Source organism: Paraburkholderia acidisoli, from assembly GCF_009789675.1.
Classification (GTDB): domain Bacteria; phylum Pseudomonadota; class Gammaproteobacteria; order Burkholderiales; family Burkholderiaceae; genus Paraburkholderia; species Paraburkholderia acidisoli.
Genome location: NZ_CP046913.1, coordinates 2660223 through 2684385, shown reverse-complemented (window position 1 = coordinate 2684385; position 24163 = coordinate 2660223). Strand labels below are relative to the sequence as shown.

Here is a 24163-nt window from a genome sequence, read left to right as displayed (position 1 = left end):
TTTGCTTTGAATACGTGAGATGCCGGCGCACTGTGCAAACGTTGCGCCCGGCACGGGTTGGGTGTTGTCTTGAGTGAGGGTCGCCCGACGCGCGCGAATCAGGCGGCACGGCCGGCGGCGAGCCGGTCGAGCGCGTATTCGAGCGCGTAGAGATACCCCTTCCAGCCGAGACCGCAGATAACGCCTTCGGCCTGGTCGGAAAAATACGAGTGATGCCGGAAGGGCTCGCGCCGATGCACGTTCGAGAGATGGATCTCCACGAACGGAATGCCGACGCCCGCCAACGCGTCCCGGATGGCGACGCTGGTGTGCGTGTACGCGGCCGGGTTGATCAGGATGAAGTCGGTCTGCTCGGTGCGGGCCGCCTGGATGCGGTCGACCAGCGCGCCTTCGTGATTGCTCTGGAAGGTCGCCAGTTCCACGCCGGCGTCCGCCGCACGGTCGAAGAGCGCCTGATCGATCTGCGGCAGCGTCACGCGGCCATACACCTCCGGTTCCCGGGTGCCGAGAAGGTTGAGGTTGGGGCCGTGCAGAACCAGCAGTCGCGTCATGGTCGCTTCTTTTTCCGTGGAATTGCGCGAACTTTAGCGCCGATTAGAGAAATTTGTCTAGTTTTACGATGCGTTGATATGGCCCCGTGCGTGCCAGGTAACACCGTATGCGCCGTATCTTCTGTCAAAATCCGTAAATTAGACGGCAAAAGGCGCCTTATGGCGCCTAAGGTTTTGCAAGTTGGCTCGCTGCGTCAAAGTGCGTCGAGCGTGTGCCGCAGTTCGTCGGGCTTGATTTGGCCTAATTTTGTCGCGCGTACGGCGCCGTTCGCGTCGATTACGACCGTGTAAGGCAGGCCGCCCGCGTTGTTGCCGAACGCGCGTGCCACGTCCGCACCGCCGAAGCCGGCAATATAGATGGGGTAATCGACGGGGACTTTCTTCAGGAACGTCTTGATGTTGGCGGCCGAATCCACGCCCAGGCCAACGAACTGAATGCCTTTCTTCGCATACTCGCGCTGCAACGCCGACAACTCCGGCATCTCTTCCACGCACGGGCCGCACCACGAGGCCCAGAAGTTCACGACCACCGGCTTGCCTTTATAGATGGCGAGCGACTGCGGCTTGCCGTCGGGGTTGGTCACCGCCGCCGACCACAGTTGGCCGACCGCGTCCTGCTTGCCCGTGACCGAGGCCGCGTCGGCGTTGGTCACGGCCGCGTTGCCGCCGCCGGCCCAGTGCCCCGCCAGTACGCCGCCGCCCGCGGCGACTGCCGCCACCGCCACGCCGGCCAGAATCCGTTTCGTATTCATCGCTGCCGCTTCAGAAGTGTGTTGACCCGCGCCCGCAGCCGGGCGTCAGGTGGTGGAAGAGGTGGCGCCGCTCTCGTCGATGAGCGCCTGGAGCGCCTGCGCGTTCGCGCGCGGCACCCGGCCCCGCCCGTCGGCGCGTACCGCCCCGCGCAGGTCGTCGGTATTGTAGAGCGCCACGTGAATGCCGACCGGCTCCTCGGCGCGCGACGGCCGCCACATGAAGCTCAGCGTCTCCACGAGCCCGCGCGCCGCGAAGTGCCGCGTTTCCGACACGTCGTACTGGATATTCGCATTCAGCAACCAGATGGCGACGTCCTTCGCGTTGTCGCAGAAAATCTGCAAATGGATGTCGGAATGCTCGCCCGCCGTGCCGTTGAGCACCGCGCCGGTCAAGAACGGATTGAAGGCTTCGAGCCGCCGCATCCATTCGAGCGCGATCTCGCGCAGGCGCCGCAGTACCGCCGGCTGGCTGTCGCCCTGGAACAGCGCCTGATATTCGCGGATTTCTTCCTCGATCTGATCGTTGTCGGGCAACCAGGTGCCCTCGATACGCGTTTCCCCCACCACCTGCTTCGCGGCCTTGCGCTTGGCGGTGGCGTAGTCTAAGCCGTCTTCGGCGATCATCCGGGCTGCCGCGAGGGCGATTTCCTCGCGCACGCGCTGGGGATCGAAATGTGATCTGCGAACCATGCGTCAATCATACTAGAGAACGATGTGGCTTCTATTTCACGGCCGCCCGCCGTGACGGCCGGCGCCGCCCGGAGACCCGCCGCCGCGCCGGGCAATGCGCAGGGGAGCGCACCACACCGCGCACCACACCGCGCACCACGCAGTGCATCATAAAGGGCGCCTTCGAGCGCGCCGCGAAGCGGGCGGGAAACGGTGCAAGACGCGGCGCGGGAAACCGTGGCGGCGAACATGCCGTGGCGCACGCCCCGCCGGGCGCGACGCGGCGAGCGCGCCGAAATGCCCCGGTCGGCTCGGGTACAATACCCGTCTTTGCTCCGGCGGCGCAGGCTTCCGATGGTTCCCCGGCGTTCCCAGGCGGGTTCCACCAGTCCGCCGTCCCGGCTTCCCCATCCCTGAACCCGTTCACGACGCCCGCGCGGCGCGACAGGCTTATGCACATCCATATCCTCGGCATCTGCGGCACGTTCATGGGCGGTCTCGCCGTGCTCGCGCGCAGCGCCGGTCATACGGTGACCGGCTGCGACGCAGGCGTGTATCCGCCGATGAGCACCCAGCTCGAAGCGCAGGGCATCCGCCTGATCGAGGGTTACGACGCGAGCCAGACCGAACTCAACCCCGACCTCTACGTGATCGGCAACGTGGTCTCGCGCGGCAACCCGCTGATGGAAGCCATCCTCGATCGCGGCTTGCCCTACACCTCGGGCCCGCAATGGCTCGGCGAGCACGTGCTGCGCGACAAATGGGTGCTGGCCGTGGCCGGCACGCACGGCAAGACCACCACGAGTTCGATGCTCGCGTGGCTGCTCGAAGACGCGGGCCTGAATCCCGGCTTCCTGATCGGCGGCGTGCCGCTCAATTTCGGCATTTCGGCGCGCCTCACCGATTCGAGCTTCTTCGTGATCGAAGCCGACGAATACGACACCGCGTTCTTCGACAAGCGTTCGAAGTTCGTCCATTACCGCCCGCGCACGGCGCTCCTGAACAACCTCGAATTCGATCACGCCGACATCTTCCCCGATCTCGCCGCGATCGAAACGCAGTTCCATCACCTCGTGCGCACGATTCCGGGCGTAGGCCGCATCGTCACGAACGGCCGCTCGGACGCGCTCGAACGCGTGCTCGCGCGCGGCGTGTGGAGCGAGGTCGAGCGCTTCGGCGTGGATGGCGGCTGGCAGGCGCTGCCGGCCGAGGACGGCGTGGCCGTGGACGAGCGCTTCGCCGTCTATCACAACAGCGAGCGCGCGGGCGTGGTCGACTGGCAGATCCAGGGCGAGCACAACCGCCTGAACGCGCTCGCGGCCATCGCCGCCGCGCGCAGCGTGGGCGTGCCGCCCGCGCAGGCCGCGCAGTCGCTCGGCAGCTTCCGCAACGTCAAGCGCCGCATGGAAGTGCGCGGCAGCGTGGATGGCGTGACCGTTTACGACGACTTCGCGCACCATCCCACGGCGATCGAGACCACCATTGCGGGTTTGCGCACGCGTGTGGGCCGCGGCGCGGCGGGGCAACCCACGCGCATTCTGGCCGTGCTGGAGCCGCGTTCGAACACCATGAAGCTCGGCGTGATGAAGGCGCAGCTGCCCGCGAGTCTCGCCGACGCCGACCTCGTGTTCGGTTACGGCGCGCCCGGCGGCAAAGATGCACTAGGCTGGGATCTCGCGGGCGCGCTCGCGCCGCTCGGCGAAAAGGCGCATGCATTCCACGATCTCGGCGCGCTCGTGAAGGCCGTGGTCGCGGCGGCGCGTCCCGGCGACCAGGTGCTGGTGATGAGCAACGGCGGCTTCGGCGGCGTGCATCAAAAGCTGCTCGACGCGCTTTCCGCACGCACCGGCGGGAGCGCGGCGTGATCGTCTATCTGCACGGCTTTCGCTCCTCGCCGCAGTCGTTCAAGGCGCGCCTGCTGGCGGCGCGGCTGAGCGAACTCGGGCGCGGCGGCGAATGGCTGTGCCCGACGCTGCCGGTTTCTCCGCGGGAAGCCCTCGAACTCGTGGAGCGCGAGATCGCCGCCCAGCGCAAGGAAGGCGAGCGCGTCACGCTCGTCGGCAGTTCGCTCGGCGGTTTCTTCGCCACGTTTCTCGCGGAACAGCACGGCTGGCGCGCCGTGCTGCTCAATCCGGCCGTGGTGCCGGACCGCGATCTGTCGAAGTATCTCGGCGAGCAGCCGCTGTGGCACGGCGGCGGCAGCATCGTCGTCGAGCCGCGCCATCTGGACGAACTGCGCGCGCTCGCCGTGGCGTCGGTCACGCAGTCCGCGCGCTACTATCTGATCGCCGCCACCGGCGACGAAGTGCTCGATTACCGCGAGATGCTTGCGCACTATCCGGGTGTGGCCACGCACCTGATCGAAGGCAGCGATCATGGCATCAGCGAATTCGCCGATTACGTGGACGAAGTGATCCGGTTCTGCGACGCGCCCTGAAGCGTCGTCGCCATCGTCCGGCGTGTGCGGCCGTCAGCAACGAGAGCCGCGCGCCGAACGCCTATATGTATACAGCAGCACCGCCCGCGCCCCCGCGCCGGCGGTCGAAGCAAGTCTGAACGAGAGTGTTGAGTGAACGTTTTCTTTGAGGAATCGGGCAGTTTCAAGGCCGGCAGCGTGCTGTCGAAGCAGGGCGACGCCTTCCAGGTCGAGTTGCCGGGCGGTCGCCGCGCCAAGGTGCGCGCGAAGGACGTGCTGATCGAGTTCGAAAAGCCCGCCGCGGCCGAACTGATGACCGAAGCGGAAGCCGCGTCGCAGGACATCGATCTCGACTTCCTGTGGGAATGCGCGCCCGCCGACGAGTTCGCGTTCACCGCGCTCGCGAGCGAGTACTTCGGCGAAACCTTCGGCCCGGTCGAGCGCGCGGCGCTCGTGCTGCGTCTGCACGGCTCGCCCGTCTACTTCCGCCGCAAGGGCCGCGGCCAGTATCAGCGCGCGCCCGAAGAGCAGCTCAAGATGGCGCTCGCCTCGCTCGAGCGCAAGCGCCAGCAGGCGCTGGTGCAGGCCGGTTACGAGGAAGAACTGAAGGCGGGCAAGCTGCCCGAGGCGTTCGCGGGCAAGGCGCTCGGCCTGCTCACGAAGCCGGACAAGAACTCGATCGAATACAAGGCGCTCGAAGCCGCGGCCGCCGCGCGCGGCATTTCCATGCCGCGCCTGATGCTCGAAACCGGCGGCGTCGCGTCGCCGCGCGCGCTGCACGAGGCGCGCTTTCTCGCCGAATTCTTCCCGCACGGCACCGGCTTTCCGGCCGTGGAAGTGGGCGCGCTGCCCGAAGATCTGCCCGACGCCGCCGACCACGTGCAGGCGTTTTCCATCGACGACGTCACCACGACCGAAATCGACGACGCGTTCTCGATCGAGCATCTCGCCGACGGCCGCGTGCGCATCGGCATTCACATCGCGGCGCCGGCGCTCGGCATCGCCCGTGGCGACACGGCCGACACCGTGGCGCGCACGCGCCTGTCCACGGTGTACATGCCCGGCGACAAGATCACCATGCTGCCCGACGATTTCGTCGACGCCTTCACGCTGAAGGAAGGCGGCATGCGCCCGGCGCTGTCGCTCTACAGCATCGTGAACCGCGAGACGCAGGAGATCGTCGCCACCGAAACGCGCGCCGAGCGCGTGTTCGTGAAGAGCAACCTGCGCCACAACACGCTCGACGAACTCGTGACTGAAGAAACGCTCGCCGCCGGCACGGGCGAGTATCCGCACAAGGACGACATCGCCGTGCTGTGGCCGTTCGCGCAGGCGTTGTTCGAAAAGCGCCAGCAGGCGCGCGCGGGTTACGGCCTGCGCCGCGAAGTGCAGCGCAACACCGACTACAACTTCTATGTCGACGGCGAGCACGTCAGCATCACGCCGCGCCGCCGCGGGTCGCCGCTCGACATGATCGTCGCGGAACTCGCGATTCTGGCGAACTCCACGTGGGGTGCGTTCCTGCACGACCACGGCGTGCCGGGCATCTACCGCTCGCAGCGCGCGTTCGGCGCGCCCACGGGCCCGAAGCGCACGCGCATGCAGACCAACGCCGCGCCGCACGAAGGCCTGGGCGTCGCGCAGTACGCGTGGAGCACCTCGCCGCTGCGCCGTTACGTCGACCTCGTGAACCAGTGGCAGTTGCTCGCGTGCGTCGAGCACGGCGTGGCCGCGAAGCTGGTCGCGCCGTTCAAGCCCAAAGACGCCGATCTCTTCGCCGTCGTGCAGGGCTTCGACGAAACCTATTCCGCGTACGCCGACCATCAGCGCCGCATGGAGTACTTCTGGTGCCTGCGCTGGCTCCAGCAGGAAATGCGCGGCGAGGGCGGCCGCGAGGCGCGCCGCGAATTCCCGGCGAGCGTGGTGAAGGACGACCTCGTGCGCTTCGAGGAAGTGCCGCTGCTCATGCACGTGCCCGCGCTCGGCGTGCACGCGCGCGGCACGCGTCTGATGATGGACGTGCTGTCGATCGACGAACTGACGATCGAGGCTTCGGTGCGCATGCTGCGCGTGCTCGACGCGCCGGTCGTGACGAGCGGTGAACAGCCCGAAGAAGAGGCGGGCGATGACGAAGAGCTGATCGAAGCCGCCGACGACTCCGCGCAAAGCGAAGCCGAAGCGATCGCCGAAGCGGACGAGGGCGAAGCAGGCGGCGAAACGGACGACGAAACGGGCAGCAAAGCAGGCGCGGCGGAAACCGACGCCGAAACCGACGCGTCGGCGCAAGCGCAGTCGAACGAACAGCACGCCACGGAGCCACGCGAATGAGCGTCGACCAGGCCGGTGCCGGGGAAGTCGGCCGCTATGCCGTGGTCGGCAATCCGGTCGCGCATAGCAAGTCGCCGGTCATCCACGCGCAGTTCGCGCAGCAAACCGGCGAACGCGTGGAATACGACCGCCTGCTCGCGCCGCTCGACGGTTTCGTCGAGCACGTGCAGGCGTTTCGCGCGGCGGGCGGGCGCGGCCTGAACGTCACGGTGCCGTTCAAGCTCGAGGCGCACGCGCTCGCGCAACGTCTGTCGCCGCGCGCGGCGGCGGCGGGCGCGGTGAACACGCTGCGCTTCGACGCGGACGGCATTTTCGGCGACAACACCGACGGCTTCGGCCTCGTGCGCGACATCGAAGTGAATCTCGGCGTCTCGCTCGCGGGCGCGCGCGTGCTGCTGCTCGGCGCGGGCGGCGCGGCGCGCGGCGTCGTGTTGCCGATGCTCGAGCGCAAGCCGCGCGAGATCACCATCGTCAATCGCACGGCGCCCAAGGCGCACGCGCTCATCGAGCAGTTCGAAGGCGCGGCGCGCGAAGCCGGTTGTCTCGTCAGCGGCGGCGGACCGGAAGCGGTCTTTCGCGATTCGGCCGAGGCGAAACCTTATGACGTCATCGTCAATGCAACGGCCGGCAGTCTGGACGCCGCGTTGCCCGAATGCGACGCGCGCGCGTTCGGGGCGAACACGCTCGCCTACGACATGATGTACGGCGCGCAGCCCACGGTGTTCATGCGTCACGCGGAACAACTCGGCGCGCGCGCGGCCGACGGCCTGGGCATGCTGGTCGAACAGGCCGCCGAGTCGTTCTTCGTCTGGCGCGGCGTGCGCCCCGAAGGCGCGCCGGTGCTTGCCCTGCTGCGCGCGCAACTCGCGGCGCAGCCGGCCTGATCGCACGAAAAACTCCAGGGGAGACGACGCCATGCGCAGGGAAGCGATCGGCGCGCAGGCGCCGCACAAGACGCTGCGGCGCGCGCCGCTGCGCAACGGCAACGCGCGCGGCTCGCGGCCCGGCGCGCTGCGCTGGATCGTCTACGTGGCGAGCGTGTTCGCGATCGCGTGGATCGGCTTGCAGGTGTTCTATCTCGCGCAGATCGCGCTCTGGAATGTTGTCGATCCGCAAACCACGGCGTTCATGCGCTCGGACGCCGCGCGGCTCGCGAGCGAGCGTCCCGATCTCGCGATCCAGCACCAATGGGTGCCGTACGAGCAGATTTCGCGCAACCTGAAGCGCGCGATCATCGCCTCGGAAGACGCCAACTTCGTCAACAACAACGGCTACGAAACCGACGCCATCCTGCAGGCGTGGGAGCGCAACAAGAAGCGCGGCCATATCGTGCGCGGCGGCTCGACCATCACGCAGCAACTCGCGCGCAACCTGTTTCTGTCGCGCGAAAAGAGCTATATCCGCAAAGGCCAGGAACTCATCATCACGTGGATGCTGGAAGCGCTGCTCGACAAGGAGCGCATCTTCGAGATCTATCTGAATTCGGTGGAGTGGGGCAACGGCGTGTATGGCGCGCAGGCGGCCGCGCGTTACTACTACCGCAGCACGGCGGCGCAACTCACGCCGTGGCAGTCGGCGCGGCTCGCGGTCATGCTGCCGCGCCCGAAATACTTCGACGAGCATCGCAACTCCGCGTATCTCGCGCAGCGCAGCGGCGTGATCGCGCGGCGCATGGGCGCGGCGGAGTTGCCGCATTGAGCTGAGCGCTTTGACGAATCGCTCGCCGCAATGAACAACGCGCCGCAATAGCGGCGCGTTTTCGTTGGTAGCCCGTAAAACGCCGGCGAAAAGCCGGGCGCTTACTGGCGCGCGAGCCGCGCGTTATCCGGCATCGGCATATTGAAGTTGGTGCGGAACGGATTGATGTCGAGGCCGCCGCGCCGCGTGTAGCGCGCGTAGACCGCGAGCCGGTCCGGTTTGCACTCGCGCAGGATGTCCATGAAGATGCGCTCGGCGCATTGCTCGTGAAAGCCCGTGTGATTGCGAAACGAGATGATGTAGCGCAGCAGACCGGCCTGATCGATCTGCGGCCCCACGTAGTGAATCTGCACGCTGCCCCAGTCGGGCTGGCCCGTGACCGGGCAGTTCGACTTCAGCAGATTCGAGACCAGCGTTTCTTCCACCGGCGACTCGTCCAGCGCCGCCTTCAGCAGCGTGGGATCCGGGTGATAGATCTCAGTGTCGAGGTCGAGACGGTCGAGCGAGAGGCCTTCGAATTCCTCGAACGGAAGCTTGCCGAAGCCGCCCGGCTGATCGAACTTCACCGACACCGACGCGCCGCAGGCCGCCGACACATCGCGCTTGATGGTGTCGCGCACCGCGTCGGCGGACTCGAACGCGGTTTGCGCGAACGAGCCCAGATAGAGCTTGAACGACTTCGATTCGACGATGTTGGGCGAATCCGCCGGAATGAAGAACGTGGCGATGGCGATCTGCGGCTTGCCGCGCGCGTTGAGCCACGACAACTCGTACGCGTTCCAGATATCGGTGCCGAAGAAGGGTAGTCGCGCGCCAATGCCGATCTGCTCGCGCGCGCCGGCGCGCGGGATCGGGAACAGCAGCGTGGCGTCGTACTGTTCGGTGTAGGCGGCGGGCTTGCCGAGCGGAGAGTGTTCGGGAGTCATGGTGCGCGGGTGTCTGCGGTTGTGTGGCTGGCCGTTGCGAGGCCCGGGGCGGCATTGGCCGCGCCGAGCGCGACGTGTCCGGTCGCCGTGACCGAGCGCGCGGATTCGCAATGGCGGATCTGGTCGTCGAAGAAAAAATCGGGTTCGAACTCGCGCAGGAACGGGCCTTTTTCGAGTCCGCCGAGGAACATCGCTTCGTCGATTTCGATGTTCCAGGCCATCAGCGTGCGGATCGCGCGTTCGTGCGCGGGCGCCGAACGCGCGGTCACGAGCGCGGTGCGGATGCGCATGTTCTGCGCGTTGCCGTCCGCGAGCTTCTGCAGCCGGTGCAACGCCGCGAGCAGCGGCTGCAGCGGGCCGTGCGCGAGCGGCAGGTCGCGGTTGTCGCGCTCGTGGCTCACGAAGGCGCCCAGGCCTTGCTGCTGGAAGATCTGCTCGGCTTCGTCGGAAAACAGCACCGCATCGCCGTCGAACGCGATGCGAATTTCGTTCGCGTTGCGATCCGCGCTGGCAGCCGACATTGTCGCCGAATTCGCGTCGGGTCGTGGGAAGACGCGCGGGAACACGCGCGCGGCGGGAAAGCCCGCTTCGAGCGCGGCCCGCACGTCGTCCGGATTCGCCGATAGAAATAGCGACGCGTTGAGCGGCTTCAGGTAATGCCACGGCGTGCGGCCGCGCGTGAACACGCCGCGCTGGATGTTCAGGCCGTGCTCGCGGCACGAGCTGAACGCGCGCAGGCCGCTGATCGGGTCGCTGCGCGAGAGGATCACGACTTCGACGTGATGCGCGCCCGTGTTCAGCGCGAGCAGCTTGCGCATGAGCCCAAACGCGACGCCAGGCCGCGCGGGCACGTTCAGGCGCTCGCGCTGGAGCTGTTCGTAGGCGCCGAGGTCGCCCGCTTCGAACACGCGGTTTTCTTCCTCGAAGTCGAAGAGGGCGCGCGACGAAATGGCGACGACGAGCTTGTCGGTGAGCGAGACGGACACGGTGCGTCAGGCGAGGAACAGCCGATACACGGGGTTCTGCGTTTCCTCGTAATACGGATAGCCGATGGTGGCGAGGAAGCGGCTGAATTCCGCGTGTTCGGCGGCAGGCACCTGAATACCGACGAGGATCGAGCTGTAATCCGCGCCCTGGTTGCGGTAGTGGAACAGGCTGATGTTCCAGTTCGGCGCCATCGAAGAGAGAAAGCGCATCAGCGCGCCCGGCCGCTCCGGAAACTCGAAGCGGAACAGGCGCTCGTCGTGCGCGAGCGGCGAGCGGCCGCCCACCATGTAGCGGATGTGCTGCTTCGAGAGTTCGTCGCCGGTGAGATCGACCGTGGGGAAACCGTGCGAAACGAAGGTCTGCGCGATCTCCTGCGACTCGCCGCGATTGCGGATCTGCACGCCCACGAAGATATGCGCGCGCTCGGCGTCGTCGATACGGTAGTTGAATTCGGTGACGCTGCGCGTGCCCACGAGTTCGCAGAAGCGCTTGAAGCTGCCGCGTTCCTCGGGAATCGTCACGGCGAACACGGCCTCGCGCGCCTCGCCCACTTCGGCGCGTTCCGCCACGAAGCGCATGCGGTCGAAGTTCATGTTCGCGCCCGAGGTGATCGCGACGAGTGTCTGGCCTTCGACGCCCGTGCGTTCGGCGTACTGCTTCGCGCCCGCCACGGCCAGCGCGCCCGCCGGTTCGAGCACGCTGCGCGTGTCCTGGAACACGTCCTTGATGGCGGCGCACAGCGCGTCGGTGTCGACGGTGAGCACATCGTCGAGATACTGCTGGCACAGCCGGAAGGTTTCCTCGCCCACGAGCTTGACGGCCGTGCCGTCCGAGAACAGGCCGACCTCGCTCAGTTCGACGCGCTCGCCCGCCTTCATCGACCTGGCCATGGCGCAGGAGTCGTCGGTCTGCACGCCGATCACCTTGATCTCGGGCCGCACCGCTTTCACATAGGCCGCCACGCCCGCCGCGAGGCCGCCGCCGCCGATCGGCACGAAGATCGCGTGAATCGGGGCCTGATGCTGGCTCAGCACTTCCATGGCGACGGTGCCCTGGCCGGCGATCACGTAGGGATCGTCGAAGGGATGCACGAAGGTCAGGCCGCGTTCTTCCTGAAGCTGCACGGCGTGCGTGTAGGCGTCGCTATAGGATTCGCCCGCCTGGACGATCTCGACGGTCGCGCCGCCGTGGGCGCGCACGGCATCGACCTTGACCTGCGGCGTGGTGACGGGCACGCAGATCACGGCCTTCACGCCGAGGCGCGCCGCCGAAAGCGCGACGCCCTGCGCGTGATTGCCCGCCGAGGCGGTGATCACGCCGCGCTCGAGCTGCGCGGGCGTGAGATGGGCCATCTTGTTGTAGGCGCCGCGCAGCTTGAAGGAAAACACCGGCTGGTTGTCTTCGCGCTTGAGGAAGACGCGGTTGCGAATGCGGGCGGAGAGATTGCGCGCGGGCTCGAGTTCCGTTTCGCGGGCGACGTCATAGACGCGGGCGGTGAGGATCTTCTTCAGGTAATCGTCGTGGGAAGCCATGCGAGGACGCGCCGGGCGCGGGTGGAAACGGGGAAAACAGCGATTTTAGCGCCAATGGCCCGCGCGCCGACGGCGGGGTTCGGGCGCGGCCCGTGCGGGTTGCCGTCTGGCTCCACGGGTTACAGCGGGATCGCCGGAATTCGCCTGGCTTTGCCTGCCGATACATGAGCCGATATATGAGCCGATGCATGAGCGATACCTCGACCGATTCGCCAACCGTCCGGACGGCAGGTCATCGTCGCCGGGATCCGATGCGAATAGCACGATGCGCTGACAGCGCAAATGAAAGTTGCGTGTCTGTCGCCTTCCTGTCTAGCGTCAGCGCAGGCGCGGATCATGCGTTAAAATCGCTTTTTGAAACAAGGATCGGATGATGCACTGGCAACCTCGGACAGCCCATTTGATGCCCGCACGGCGCGTAACCCGCCCGGCGGCGCAGCGGCACGCCCGCCACGCACGATCGTGTCGCTAAGTCCGAGCGCCGGGGAACCATCGGCGTGAGCCTTGCCGCCATGCGCTTCCCCACCCCTTTCGTCCGCCTATAGCCACATGCGCCACACGCACCACCTGCAGCCCATGCGTGCCCGAAGCGGACTCGATTTCAGAATAGCGCCCCACGCGCCCCGTCAGCATCTCCGTTAGCGGCAGCGAGCCGCCCGCGATGCTGGCCCAAAGAGTCGTCCAACCATGAACGCACCTCAAGTTTTCGATCCTCACGGCGCCGCCGCAGCCGTGGCCGCCGACATCGAACCGCGCCTGCGCGAGATTCCGTATAACTACACGTCCTTTTCGGACCGCGAGATCGTCATACGCCTGCTGGGCGAGACGGCCTGGGAAGCGCTCGCCGAACTGCGCGCGGAACGCCGCACCGGCCGCTCGGCGCGCATGCTGTACGAAGTGCTCGGCGACATCTGGGTGGTGCGCCGCAACCCGTATCTGCAGGACGACCTGCTCGACAACCCGAAGCGCCGCGCGCTGCTGGTCGAGGCGCTCAACCATCGTCTCGCCGAAATCGAAAAGCGCCGCCGCGCCGACCTCTCCGAACACACCGACAGCGAAGGCGTGAACCGCGCCGCGCGCGTGGAGACGCTGGTCTCGGCCGCGCGCCGCGCCGTCGGCGATTTTTCGGCGGAATTCGAGAAGATGGCCGACCTGCGCCGCCGCGCGAACAAGGTGCTCGGCAAGTGCACGGCGAAGGACAACATCCGCTTCGACGGCCTCGCGCGCGTCTCGCACGTCACCGACGCCACCGACTGGCGCGTGGAATACCCGTTCGTGGTCCTCACGCCCGACACCGAAGCCGAGATCGCCGGTCTCATCAAGGCGTGCTTCGAACTCGGTCTGACCGTGATTCCGCGCGGGGGCGGCACGGGCTACACGGGCGGCGCGGTGCCGCTCACGCCGTTCTCGGCCGTCATCAACACGGAAAAGCTCGAGGAACTGGGCGCGGTCGAAATGACCTCGCTGCCCGGCGTCGATCGCGAAGTGGCGACCATTTTCTCGGGCGCGGGCGTGGTCACGCGCCGCGTGACCGAGGCCGCCGACGCGGCCGGCTTCGTGTTCGCCGTGGATCCGACCTCGCTCGACGCCTCGTGTATCGGCGGCAACGTGGCGATGAACGCGGGCGGCAAGAAAGCGGTGCTGTGGGGCACGGCGCTCGACAATCTCGCCTGGTGGCGCATGGTCGACCCGCAGGGCAACTGGCTCGAAGTCACGCGCCTCGAACACAACATGGGCAAGATCCACGACATCGAAGTCGCGCGCTTCGAGCTGAAGTGGTTCGACGGCAACTACGCGCCGGGCGAAAAGCTGCTGCGCACGGAGCCGCTCGAAATTGCCGGCCGCGTGTTCCGCAAGGAAGGTCTCGGCAAGGACGTCACGGATAAATTCCTCGCGGGCCTGCCGGGCATCCAGAAGGAAGGCTGCGACGGCCTCATCACGTCGGCGCGCTGGGTGCTGCACAAGATGCCCGCGCACACGCGCACCGTCTGCCTCGAATTCTTCGGCCAGGCGCGCGAGGCGATTCCGAGCATCGTCGAGATCAAGGACTACATGTTCGAGCAGACGCGCCAGGGCGGCGCGATTCTCGCGGGCCTCGAACATCTGGACGAACGCTATCTGCGCGCGGTCGGTTACGCGACCAAGAGCAAGCGCAACGCGTTCCCGAAGATGGTGCTGATCGGCGATATCGTCGGCGACGACGCGGACGCGGTGGCCACGGCCACCTCGGAAGTGATCCGCATGGCCAACGGCAAGAGCGGCGAAGGCTTCGTTGCCGTGAGCGCCGAGGCGCGCAAGCGCTTCTGGCTCGACCGCAGCCGCACGGCCGCCATCGCCAAACACACCAACGCGTTCAAGATCAACGAAGACGTCGTGATTCCGCTCAATCGCATGGGCGAATACACCGACGGCATCGAGCGCATCAACATCGAACTGTCGATCAAGAACAAGCTGCAACTGATCGACGCGCTCGAGGCGTTCTTCAAGGAAGGCAAGCTGCCGCTCGGCAAGAGCGACGACGCGAACGAAATCCCCAGCGCGGAGCTGCTCGAAGACCGCGTGCAGCAGGCGCTCGACCTGCTCAAGCGCGTGCGCGAGCGCTGGAGCTTCGTGGGCGCGAATCTCGACCTGCCGCTCGCCGAGGCGCAGCACACGCTCGTGCAGCTCGGCTATGAAGCGCTGGCGGAAAAGTTCGCCGACCGCGTGGACGCGCAAGCGGGCGTCAACGTTTTCCACGTGACGCAGGACCGTACGGTGCGCATCTCGTGGAAGCAGGAAGTGCGCGCCGAACTGCGCCAGATCTTCAACGGCGGCGCGTTCAAGCCGATCCTCGACGAAGCCCAGGCCATCCACAAGAAGGTGCTGCGCGGCCGCGTGTTCGTCGCGCTGCACATGCACGCCGGCGACGGCAACGTGCACACCAACCTGCCGGTCAACTCGGACAACTACGAGATGCTGCAGGACGCGCACGTGGCCGTGGCGCGCATCATGAAGCTCGCGCGTTCGCTCGACGGCGTGATCTCGGGCGAGCACGGCATCGGCATCACGAAGCTCGAATTCCTCACCGAAGACGAGATCGCCGAATTCCGCGCGTACAAGCAGCGCGTGGACCCGGAAGGGCGCTTCAACAAGGGCAAGCTGCTCGAAGGCGCGGACCTGCGCAACGCCTATACGCCGTCGTTCGGCCTGATGGGTTACGAATCGCTGATCATGCAGCAGTCCGACATTGGCGCGATTGCCGACTCGGTGAAGGACTGCCTGCGCTGCGGCAAGTGCAAGCCCGTGTGCGCGACGCACGTGCCGCGCGCGAACCTGCTGTACAGCCCGCGCAACAAGATTCTCGCCACCTCGCTGCTGGTGGAGGCGTTCCTGTATGAGGAGCAGACGCGCCGCGGCGTCTCCATCAAGCACTGGGACGAGTTCAACGACGTGGCCGACCATTGCACCGTCTGCCACAAGTGCGTGACGCCGTGCCCGGTCAAGATCGACTTCGGCGACGTGACGATGAACATGCGCAACCTGCTGCGCAAGATGGGCAAGAAGAAGTTCAACGCGGGCAACGCGGCGGGCATGTTCTTCCTCAACGCCACCAATCCGCAGACCATCAATCTCGCGCGCACCGCGATGATGGGCGTGGGCTACAAGGCGCAGCGCCTCGGCAACGACGTGCTGAAGAAGTTCGTGAAGAAGCAGGCCGCGCTGCCGCCCGCGACCACCGGCAAGCCGCCCGTGGTCGAGCAGGTGATCCACTTCGTCAACAAGAAGATGCCGGGCAATCTGCCGAAGAAGACGGCGCGCGCGCTGCTCGACATCGAAGACAACAAGATCGTGCCGATCATCCGCAACCCGAAAACGACGTCGGTCGATTCGGAAGCGGTGTTCTACTTCCCCGGCTGCGGCTCGGAGCGTCTGTTCTCGCAGGTGGGCCTTGCGACCCAGGCGATGTTGTGGGAAGCGGGCGTGCAAACCGTGCTGCCGCCGGGTTATCTGTGCTGCGGCTATCCGCAGCGCGGCTCGGGCCAGTTCGACAAGGCCGAGAAGATCGTCACGGACAACCGCGTGCTGTTCCATCGCGTGGCCAATACGCTCAACTACCTCGACATCAAGACGGTGGTGGTCTCGTGCGGCACGTGTTACGACCAGCTCGCCGGTTATGAATTCGACAAGATCTTCCCGGGCTGCCGCATTATCGACATCCACGAGTTCCTGCTCGAAAAGAACATCAAGCTCGATGGCGTCTCGGGTACGCGCTACATGTATCACGACCCGTGCCACACGCCGATCAAGACGATCGACCCGGTGAAGCTCGTCAACGAACTCATGGGTTCGGAAAAAGACGGCTACAAGATCGAGAAGAACGATCGCTGCTGCGGCGAATCGGGCACGCTCGCGGTCACGCGCCCGGACATTTCGACGCAGGTGCGCTTCCGCAAGGAAGAGGAAATCCGCAAGGGCGCGGCCAAATTGCGCGGCATTCCGGTCGTGGCCAACGGCGCGAGCGGCACGACGGGCGAGAACGGCAAGCAGGCGGCCACGCCCGAGGAAGCGAACGGGCAGGGCACGGCGCAGGACGTGAAGATCCTCACGAGCTGCCCGTCGTGCCTGCAAGGTCTGTCGCGCTACAACGAAGACGCCAGCATCGAAGCCGACTACATCGTGGTGGAGATCGCGCGCCACGTGCTCGGCGAGAACTGGATGGCCGACTACGTGAGCAAGGCCAACCATGGCGGAATCGAGCGCGTGCTGGTTTAATGGCACGCCTCAAGGTTCGGTGACACGGGTTCGAGGACGACGATGGAATGCGTATTCTGCAAAGAGGAAGGCGGCGACGTGCTGTGGCAGGACGAGCGCCTGCGCGTCGTGCTGGCAACGAATGAAGTCGACTATCCGGGCTTTTGCCGGGTCATCTGGCATGCGCACGTGGCGGAATTCTCGGATCTCGCCGCTGCCGACCGGGATCATCTGATGCGCGTGGTGTACGCGACGGAGCGTGCGCTGCGCCGCGTCATGCAGCCTTCGAAGGTGAATCTCGCGAGCCTCGGCAATCAGGTCCCGCACGTGCACTGGCACGTGATCCCGCGCTTCACCAACGACGCGCATTTCCCGCTGCCCGTGTGGGCGCCGCGCCAGCGCACGGTCTCCGAGGCCATGCTCGGCCAGCGCCGCGCCCAGGCCACGCTGCTGCGCGAGGCGGTGCGCCAGGAAATCGACCAGGCGCTCGCCTGAGCCGCGCGCCTTTGCCGCTGCATCGCACGTGACTTCGGCACGTGACTTCGACGCCTTACAACGATCAGGAAGGACCATGAGTGGATTGAAAGCCGATACCCCGGTGCCGACCGGCATCGTCGTACACGCCGTGTCCCGCGTGCTCGAGCTCCAGTACGCGAACGGCGCGAGCTATCGTATTCCGTTCGAGTTGATGCGCGTGTATTCGCCTTCCGCCGAAGTGCGCGGCCACGGTCCCGGCCAGGAAACGCTGCAAACCGGCAAGCGCGAGGTGACGATCACGGCGCTCGAAGCCGTGGGCCACTACGCGCTGCAACCCACGTTCTCGGACGGCCACAACACCGGCATCTATTCATGGGACCAGCTTTACGACCTGGCCACGCGCCAGGACGAACTCTGGGCCGATTATTTCGCCAGACTCAAGGCAGCGGGCGTCGAGCGCGACGCGCCGATGGCGGCCGCGGCAGCCGGCGGTGCCGGGCACGGCCACTGCCACTGACGCTTCCTGATACGATCCTGCCCCGCCGCCGAACGCCTACGCACGAGGCGGCGTAATCTCACAGAACACCCTCCGCGAAAGGACGAGCGCGATGAGCAAAACCCACTTCGGCTATCAGACAGTCGACGAACAGGACAAGGCGAAGAAGGTGGCCGGCGTGTTCCACTCGGTCGCCTCGAACTACGACCTGATGAACGATCTGATGTCGGGCGGGCTGCACCGCGCGTGGAAGGCGTTCACGATCGCGCAGGCGAACGTGCGGCCTGGCGCGAAGGTGCTCGATATCGCGGGCGGCACCGGCGACCTTTCCATGGCGTTCGCGAAAAAGGCGGGCCCGAGCGGCGAGGTCTGGCACACCGACATCAACGAGTCGATGCTGCGCGTGGGCCGCGACCGGCTCATCGACAAGGGCGTGATCACGCCCGCGCTGCTCTGCGATGCCGAGAAAATTCCGTTTCCGGACAATTACTTCGACGTGGTGACGGTCGCCTTCGGCCTGCGCAACATGACGCATAAAGATGCCGCGCTCGCCGAAATGCGCCGCGTGCTCAAGCCGGGCGGCCGCCTGCTCGTGCTCGAATTCTCGAAGGTCTGGGACCCGCTCAAGAAGGCTTACGACGTCTATTCGTTCAAGGTGCTGCCGTGGCTTGGCGAGCGCTTCGCGCAGGACGCCGAAAGCTATCGCTACCTTGCGGAGTCGATCCGCATGCATCCCGATCAGGAAACCCTCAAGACGATGATGGAACAAGTCGGCCTCGACGCCGTCAAATATTACAATTTGTCAGCTGGCGTGGTAGCCTTACACGTCGGTACAAAGTATTAGTGTTCCCAAATCTCTGTCTTTAAAGGAATTTTCGCCATGTCTGAGCCCCGAACCAATGCTTCCAGAAAGCTTTCAATGTCGTGGGCCAGGCGGATCGGAACCCTGGCCGTGATCGGCGCGATCGTCGCCGGCAGCCTCGCGTCGCTCGACGCCGAGGCGCGCCGCATGGGCGGCGGCCGCAGCTTCGGCCGTCAGTCTTCGGTGGCCTCGCAGCGCAGCACCACGCCGCCGCCGGCACAACCCAGTCCCACGCAGCAGGCCGGCGCCCAGCGCGCACCGGCCGCGCCGGCGCCCACGCCTGCGGCCGCCCCGGCGCGCAACCGCTGGCTCGGGCCCATCGCGGGTCTCGCGGCGGGTCTCGGCATCGCGGCGCTGCTCTCGCACTTCGGCCTGGGCGAAGCGTTCGCGGGCGCCATGGCGAACATGATCATCATCGCGCTCATCGCCTTTATCGCCATCTGGCTGATCCGCAAGATCGCGAGCCGCCGCCGCGCGGCCGAACCGGCGTATCAAACCGGTGGTGGCGGTGGGTATCCTGGATCGGCGGGTTCGGGCGGCATGCTGAACCAGTCGTCGGGTTATCGGCCTTCGGAACCGAGCTATAGCGCGCCGGCCACGGGCCAATATCTCGCGCCCGAGGCGAACCCGCTCACCACGCCGCAGATCGACACGCCGCCCGCCGTGCCGGCCGGTTTCGACACGGAAACCTTCGTGCGCAACGCCAAGGTCTACTTCGTGCGACTCCAGGCCGCATGGGACGCGGGCAATATGGACGACATCCGCGAATTCACCACGCCCGAAATGTTCGCCGAAATTCGCGTCGATCTCGCGGGGCGCGGTCCGCAGCCGAACCAGACCGACGTCGTGCAGCTCAACGCCGACCTGCTGGCCGTGGAAGAGCGCGGCAACGACTATCTCGCGAGCGTGCGCTTCTCGGGCCTGATCCGCGAAGGCATGGGCGTGCCCGCCGAGCCGTTCACGGAAGTGTGGAATCTCTCGAAGTCGCGCGGCTCCGGCGAAGGCTGGCTGCTCGCGGGCATCCAGCAGGTCACGTCGCACTGAGCGCCGTGCGCGTCCGGTGCGGCTGCGCGCCGCACGGGGCGCTAATCGGCGCGCATAGCCGGCGGAGGCTCCCCGACAAGGCCGGGCGGCGGCGCGATCCTACGTCGCCAACGCTACAATAGGAACCCGCCCGGGCTGTTGCCCGTGCGGGTTTTCTTATTTCATGCCGATGACTCTCGCCGCCAAGCCCTTCGCTGCCGCTGTCAATCACCTGCTCGCCCGCGAATCGTGGGCTCGCGATCGCCTCGCTCCCTATGCCGGCAAGACGGCGCGGCTGGCTTGTCCGCCCGTCGTGCTCACGCTGCTGGTTCAGCCGGACGGTTACCTGAGCGCCGTTAAGGATCACGACGCCGCGCAGGTCGACGTTGCGCTTTCGCTGCCTGCGGGCGCGTTCTCGTCGTTCGTGCAGGGCGGCCAGTCGGCCGTGATGAAGCACGTCAAGATCGAGGGCGACGCCGAGTTCGCGCAGGTGATCGGCAAGCTCGCCGAGCATCTGCGCTGGGAGCCCGAGGAAGATCTCGCGCGCGTGATCGGCGACGCGCCGGCGGCGCGCCTCGCGTCGCTCGCGCGTGCCGCGAGCGAACAGGCGTTGCGCACGGGGCGCAACGTGCTCGGCTCCGTCACCGAATATCTGCTAGACGAAAATCCGCAGCTCGTGCGGCGCGTCGAGCTGGACAGCTTCAACGAAGAACTCGCGCGCGCCCGCGATGCGCTGGCGCGCGTGGAAAAGCGCATCGAGCGCCTCGAACAAAAAACCGGGGCCGGCGGCGCGGCGGCAAACGCCGCGCCGCGCGGCTCGCGCTAGTCAACAGGCCTCCCAGACATGCGTTTCCTGCGTTTCCTCAAGATTTTTTTCACCGTCATCCGTTTCGGCCTCGACGAGATGATGCTGAGCCGCATCAACGACCGGCGCGTGCGCCTGCTGCTTCGCATCACCACGATCGGCCGCAAGTTCGATCAACCGCCCGGCGTGCGTTTGCGGCTCGCGCTCGAAAGCCTCGGCCCGATCTTCGTGAAGTTCGGCCAGGTGCTGTCCACGCGCCGCGACCTGCTGCCGCTCGACATCGCCGTTGAACTCGCGCGCCTGCAGGATCAGGTGCCGCCGTTCGACTCGAACGTGGCGATCGGCATTGTCGAAAAGTCGCTGGGCGCGCCTGTTGATACGCTGTTCGACGAATTCGAGCGCACGCCGGTGGCGAGCGCGTCGATCGCGCAGGTGCACTTCGCGAAGGTGAAGTCGGGTCAGCACGCGGGCAAGCCGGTTGCCGTGAAGGTGCTGCGGCCGAACATGCGGCCGGTGATCGATTCCGACCTCGCGCTGCTGCGCGACATTGCCGTGTGGGCCGAACGTTTATGGGCCGACGGCAAGCGGCTGAAGCCGCGCGAAGTGGTCGCGGAATTCGACAAATATCTGCACGACGAACTCGACCTGATGCGCGAGGCCGCCAACGGCAGCCAGTTGCGCCGCAACTTCGCGGGCCTCGATCTGCTGCTCGTGCCTGAGATGTACTGGGAGTTCAGCACGCCCAACGTGCTGGTGATGGAGCGCATGGTCGGCGTGCCGATCAGCCAGGTCGACAAGCTGCGCGCGGCGGGCGTGGACATTCCGAAGCTCGCGCGCGAAGGCGTGGAGATCTTTTTCACCCAGGTGTTCCGCGACGGCTTTTTCCACGCCGACATGCATCCCGGCAACATCCAGGTGAGTCTCGATCCCGCGCATTTCGGCCGCTATATCGCGCTGGACTTCGGCATCGTCGGGGCGCTCTCGGACTTCGACAAGAACTATCTCGCGCAGAACTTCCTCGCGTTCTTCAAGCGCGACTATCACCGCGTGGCCACCTTGCATATCGAGTCGGGCTGGGTGCCGCCCAACACGCGCGTGGAGGAGCTGGAAAGCGCGATTCGCGCCGTGTGCGAACCGTACTTCGACCGCGCGCTCAAGGACATTTCGCTCGGTCAGGTGCTGCTGCGCCTGTTCCAGACTTCGCGGCGCTTCAACGTGGAAATCCAGCCGCAGCTCGTGCTGCTGCAAAAGACCATGCTCAACGTGGAAGGGCTCGGCCGCTCGCTCGATCCCGAACTCGACCTCTGGAAAACGGCCAAGCCGTATCTGGAGCGGTGGATGACGGAGCAGATCGGTCTGCGCGGCTGGTACGAGCGCTTCAAGATCGAGGCGCCGCAGTGGAGCAAGACGCTGCCGCAGCTGCCGCGCCTCGTGCATCAGGCGCTGCTGCACCGGCAGGAGCCTTCGCATATCGCCGGCGACGAGACCATCCGCCAGATTCTCGCCGAGCAGCGCCGCACCAACCGGCTGCTGCAAGGGCTGCTGGTGTTCGGCGTGGCGGTGGGCGTCGGCATGGTGGCGGCGCGGATGTGGATGGCGTTTGCTTATGGCGGTTGATGTGCGCGGCTGAAGCGTACGGTTGAGGCGTGCGGTTGAAGCGCGTCGCCGATGCGGTCAGTCGATGTCGATGGATGAGACAACCGCGCACGACCGGCCCAACGACAAGGAGTGAGACGATGAGCGATCCGACCCGCGAGCCGAACGTACCCGCGACCCCACCCGCGACCGATCCCGCGCCGCCCGCGTTCGAAAGCCGCGACCCCTCGCAGCCCGCGTTCTGGGACGAGCGCTTCGTGCGCGGCTTCACGCCGTGGGACCAGGCCGGCGTGCAGCAGGACTTCACGGCGTTCGCGGCCGCGCATCCCCATGCCGCCGTGCTGATTCCCGGCTGCGGCAACGCGTGGGAAGCGGGCTGGCTGGCCGAGCGCGGCCGCGCGGTGCGCGCCATCGACTTCGCGCCGCAGGCCGTCGCGAGCGCGCAAGCGGCGCTCGGTCCGTACGCGGGCGTGGTCGAGCAGGCCGACTTCTACAAGTACGCGCCGCCGTTCGCGCCGGACTGGGTGTACGAGCGCGCGTTCCTGTGCGCGTTGCCCAGAGCCATGCGCGCGAGCTACGCGCCGCGCATGGCCGAACTGATGGCGCCGGGCGCGCTGCTGGCGGGCTACTTCTTTATCGGCGAAACGGAAAAGGGGCCGCCGTTCGCGATCGCGCGCGACGAACTGGACGCGCTGCTCGCGCCGTATTTCACGCTCGACGAAGATCGCGCCGTCGCCGATTCGCTGGCCGTGTTCGCGGGGCGCGAGCGCTGGCTCGTGTGGCGTCGCAACGACGCGGCGGTGAAGTCGCGGTGAGCCGCGTCGAGACCCGAACCCGTCGAAGACACACCGAAAACAGGCCAGGAAAGCCGCGGCGCGCCGTATCGGCTCGCTAATCACGGTGGCTTTCAACGCGCGACAAGGGTTGCGCCGATACCTCGCGAAAGGCGGTTCGAAGCTCGCCTGACGCCGTTTTCTCAGCCCGGCTGACCGCCGCGCGCACGTTCACTCTTGATGTGCGCGCATCGCGCCCTCATCTGCGCGGTTGCAGCCGCAAACTCGCAGGCGATCCTGTTGTGCCACCCCGACTCCGGCGAAAGCCAGGGGCGAGCCGGGTTTGCGGCTATAATTCAAGGCTTTGCAAGCAATTATCAGATTTTCATCAGGATAGAGATCATGCCGATCTACGCTTATCGCTGCGAGTCGTGCGGCTTCCAGAAAGACGCGCTGCAAAAGATTAGCGATGCGCCTCTGACGCAGTGCCCCAGCTGCGGCGCGGACGCGTTTCGCAAGCAGGTCACCGCGGCCGGCTTTCAACTGAAGGGCTCGGGCTGGTACGTCACCGATTTCCGTGGCGGCAGCGGCGGCGCGAGCGGCGCGGCCAAGGGCGCGACGAGCGAAGGTGCCGCAGGCGAGAGCGCCGCGACGAGCGACGCGAAACCGGCCTCGGACAGCGCCGCTGCGGCACCGGCCGCCGCGAGCGCGCCGGCGGCGCCGGCTGCCGGCTCCGGCTCGGCCAGTTCCACCTGATGAAAACCCGTGGCGTGACCGCAGCCGGTCGCGCCGCGCAGATGCCGCGCCGCGCGCGGCCCCGACGGCGATATACATGACGATCAAGAAAGCGACGTTCAAATCGGTGTTCCTGACCGGCCTGCTGGTGCTGGTGCCGCTGGCCATCACGCTGTGGGTGCTGAACCTCGTGATCGGCACGATGGACCAGACGCTCCTGCTGCTGCCCGAATCGTGGCGCCCGGAGCGTGTGTTCGGCGTGCGCCTGCCGGGCCTCGGCGCGGTGCTCACCATCGCGTTCATCTTCGTGGTGGGCGTGCTCACGCACAACTTCATCGGCCAGAAGCTGGTGGAGTGGTGGAACGCGCTGGTGCGCCGCATTCCGCTCATCGGGCCGCTGTACGGCAGCATCCAGCAGGTTTCCGATACACTGCTTTCGAGCAACGGCAACGCCTTTCGCAAGGCGCTCCTGATCGAGTACCCGCGCAAGGGCTCGTGGACGATCGCGTTCCTCACCGGCATTCCGGGCGGCGACGTGGTGAATCATCTTCAGGAAGATCACGTGAGCGTGTATGTGCCGACCACGCCGAACCCCACGTCGGGCTTCTTCCTGATCGTACCCAAGAGCGAGGTGATCGAGCTCGACATGACCGTCGACGCCGCGCTCAAGTATATTGTTTCGATGGGGGTGGTCGCGCCGGCCGCGCATACACGCCGCCCCATCGATCCCCCGCTTTAAATACCGGACGCCGCACGCGTACTATCGCGGCGCTCCCGTTCATTCATGCATAACGAAAGACGAACAT

21 protein-coding genes are annotated in these 24163 nt (G+C 66.4%); 15 read left to right on the top strand and 6 right to left on the bottom strand.

Translation table 11 applies throughout. The features are described 5' to 3' along the window. Window positions 1-98: 98 nt before the first annotated feature. The 3 genes from aroQ to FAZ98_RS11780 form a co-directional block, all read right to left on the bottom strand. Window positions 99-551, bottom strand: coding sequence for a type II 3-dehydroquinate dehydratase (aroQ, locus tag FAZ98_RS11790; protein WP_158951381.1), 453 nt, complete (start codon window positions 549-551; stop codon window positions 99-101). 194 nt (window positions 552-745) lie between these two features. Continuing rightward, complete coding sequence (locus tag FAZ98_RS11785; RefSeq protein ID WP_158951380.1) at window positions 746-1303, bottom strand: TlpA family protein disulfide reductase; 558 nt, start codon at window positions 1301-1303, stop codon at window positions 746-748. Window positions 1304-1348: 45 nt separating this feature from the next. Then, the gene (locus FAZ98_RS11780) at window positions 1349-1993 is read right to left on the bottom strand and encodes a UDP-N-acetylmuramate--alanine ligase (protein WP_158951379.1); all 645 of its coding nucleotides are present in this window, start codon (window positions 1991-1993) and stop codon (window positions 1349-1351) included. A gap of 431 nt (window positions 1994-2424) precedes the next feature. On the opposite strand from FAZ98_RS11780, the gene mpl reads away from it, so the two are divergent. The 5 genes from mpl (at window position 2425) to mtgA (ending at window position 8414) form a co-directional block, all read left to right on the top strand. Further along, on the top strand, window positions 2425-3837 hold the full coding sequence (mpl, locus tag FAZ98_RS11775) for a UDP-N-acetylmuramate:L-alanyl-gamma-D-glutamyl-meso-diaminopimelate ligase (protein WP_158951378.1): 1413 nt from the start codon (window positions 2425-2427) through the stop codon (window positions 3835-3837). Further along, on the top strand, window positions 3834-4409 hold the full coding sequence (locus FAZ98_RS11770; protein ID WP_158951377.1) for a YqiA/YcfP family alpha/beta fold hydrolase: 576 nt from the start codon (window positions 3834-3836) through the stop codon (window positions 4407-4409). The genes mpl and FAZ98_RS11770 overlap by 4 nt, the downstream gene beginning before the upstream one ends. A gap of 132 nt (window positions 4410-4541) precedes the next feature. After that, a complete protein-coding gene (locus tag FAZ98_RS11765) occupies window positions 4542-6716 on the top strand; it encodes a ribonuclease catalytic domain-containing protein (protein ID WP_158951376.1) in 2175 nt (724 codons plus the stop codon). Further along, complete coding sequence (aroE, locus tag FAZ98_RS11760) at window positions 6713-7600, top strand: shikimate dehydrogenase (protein WP_158951375.1); 888 nt, start codon at window positions 6713-6715, stop codon at window positions 7598-7600. The genes FAZ98_RS11765 and aroE overlap by 4 nt, the downstream gene beginning before the upstream one ends. A 31-nt stretch (window positions 7601-7631) precedes the next feature. Next, complete coding sequence (mtgA, locus tag FAZ98_RS11755) at window positions 7632-8414, top strand: monofunctional biosynthetic peptidoglycan transglycosylase (protein WP_158951374.1); 783 nt, start codon at window positions 7632-7634, stop codon at window positions 8412-8414. A 101-nt stretch (window positions 8415-8515) separates the two neighbouring features. Here mtgA and queF read toward each other — a convergent pair whose 3' ends face one another. From queF to ilvA, 3 genes are read right to left on the bottom strand one after another with little or no spacing between them, the layout of a single operon-like run. Then, the gene (gene queF / locus FAZ98_RS11750) at window positions 8516-9340 is read right to left on the bottom strand and encodes an NADPH-dependent 7-cyano-7-deazaguanine reductase QueF (RefSeq protein WP_158951373.1); all 825 of its coding nucleotides are present in this window, start codon (window positions 9338-9340) and stop codon (window positions 8516-8518) included. Next, the gene (locus FAZ98_RS11745) at window positions 9337-10326 is read right to left on the bottom strand and encodes a 5'-nucleotidase (protein WP_158951372.1); all 990 of its coding nucleotides are present in this window, start codon (window positions 10324-10326) and stop codon (window positions 9337-9339) included. The genes queF and FAZ98_RS11745 overlap by 4 nt, the downstream gene beginning before the upstream one ends. Window positions 10327-10332: 6 nt before the next feature. After that, window positions 10333-11859, bottom strand: coding sequence for a threonine ammonia-lyase, biosynthetic (ilvA, locus tag FAZ98_RS11740; protein WP_158951371.1), 1527 nt, complete (start codon window positions 11857-11859; stop codon window positions 10333-10335). A 687-nt stretch (window positions 11860-12546) separates the two neighbouring features. On the opposite strand from ilvA, the gene FAZ98_RS11735 reads away from it, so the two are divergent. The 10 genes from FAZ98_RS11735 to FAZ98_RS11690 all read left to right on the top strand — a co-directional run bounded on the left by FAZ98_RS11735 (window position 12547) and on the right by FAZ98_RS11690 (window position 24096). Then, window positions 12547-16611, top strand: coding sequence for a DUF3683 domain-containing protein (locus FAZ98_RS11735; RefSeq protein WP_158951370.1), 4065 nt, complete (start codon window positions 12547-12549; stop codon window positions 16609-16611). 42 nt (window positions 16612-16653) lie between these two features. Next, on the top strand, window positions 16654-17085 hold the full coding sequence (locus tag FAZ98_RS11730) for an HIT family protein (RefSeq protein WP_158951369.1): 432 nt from the start codon (window positions 16654-16656) through the stop codon (window positions 17083-17085). Window positions 17086-17161: 76 nt separating this feature from the next. Further along, window positions 17162-17584, top strand: coding sequence for a gamma-butyrobetaine hydroxylase-like domain-containing protein (locus FAZ98_RS11725; RefSeq protein WP_158951368.1), 423 nt, complete (start codon window positions 17162-17164; stop codon window positions 17582-17584). A 91-nt stretch (window positions 17585-17675) separates the two neighbouring features. Then, complete coding sequence (ubiE, locus tag FAZ98_RS11720) at window positions 17676-18407, top strand: bifunctional demethylmenaquinone methyltransferase/2-methoxy-6-polyprenyl-1,4-benzoquinol methylase UbiE (RefSeq protein WP_158951367.1); 732 nt, start codon at window positions 17676-17678, stop codon at window positions 18405-18407. Window positions 18408-18443: 36 nt separating this feature from the next. Then, the gene (locus tag FAZ98_RS11715; RefSeq protein ID WP_158951366.1) at window positions 18444-19469 is read left to right on the top strand and encodes a Tim44 domain-containing protein; all 1026 of its coding nucleotides are present in this window, start codon (window positions 18444-18446) and stop codon (window positions 19467-19469) included. A 169-nt stretch (window positions 19470-19638) separates the two neighbouring features. Then, a complete protein-coding gene (locus FAZ98_RS11710) occupies window positions 19639-20274 on the top strand; it encodes a ubiquinone biosynthesis accessory factor UbiJ (protein WP_158951970.1) in 636 nt (211 codons plus the stop codon). Window positions 20275-20292: 18 nt separating this feature from the next. Next, window positions 20293-21870 carry a ubiquinone biosynthesis regulatory protein kinase UbiB gene (gene ubiB / locus FAZ98_RS11705; protein WP_158951365.1) on the top strand — a complete coding sequence of 526 codons (1578 nt, stop codon included), beginning with the start codon at window positions 20293-20295 and terminating at the stop codon, window positions 21868-21870. A gap of 119 nt (window positions 21871-21989) precedes the next feature. Continuing rightward, window positions 21990-22664, top strand: a complete 675-nt coding sequence (locus FAZ98_RS11700; protein WP_158951364.1) for a class I SAM-dependent methyltransferase — start codon at window positions 21990-21992, stop codon at window positions 22662-22664. Between the two features lie 360 nt (window positions 22665-23024). Further along, complete coding sequence (locus FAZ98_RS11695) at window positions 23025-23378, top strand: FmdB family zinc ribbon protein (protein WP_158951969.1); 354 nt, start codon at window positions 23025-23027, stop codon at window positions 23376-23378. A 76-nt stretch (window positions 23379-23454) separates the two neighbouring features. Then, on the top strand, window positions 23455-24096 hold the full coding sequence (locus FAZ98_RS11690) for a DUF502 domain-containing protein (protein ID WP_158951363.1): 642 nt from the start codon (window positions 23455-23457) through the stop codon (window positions 24094-24096). Window positions 24097-24163 lie beyond the last annotated feature (67 nt).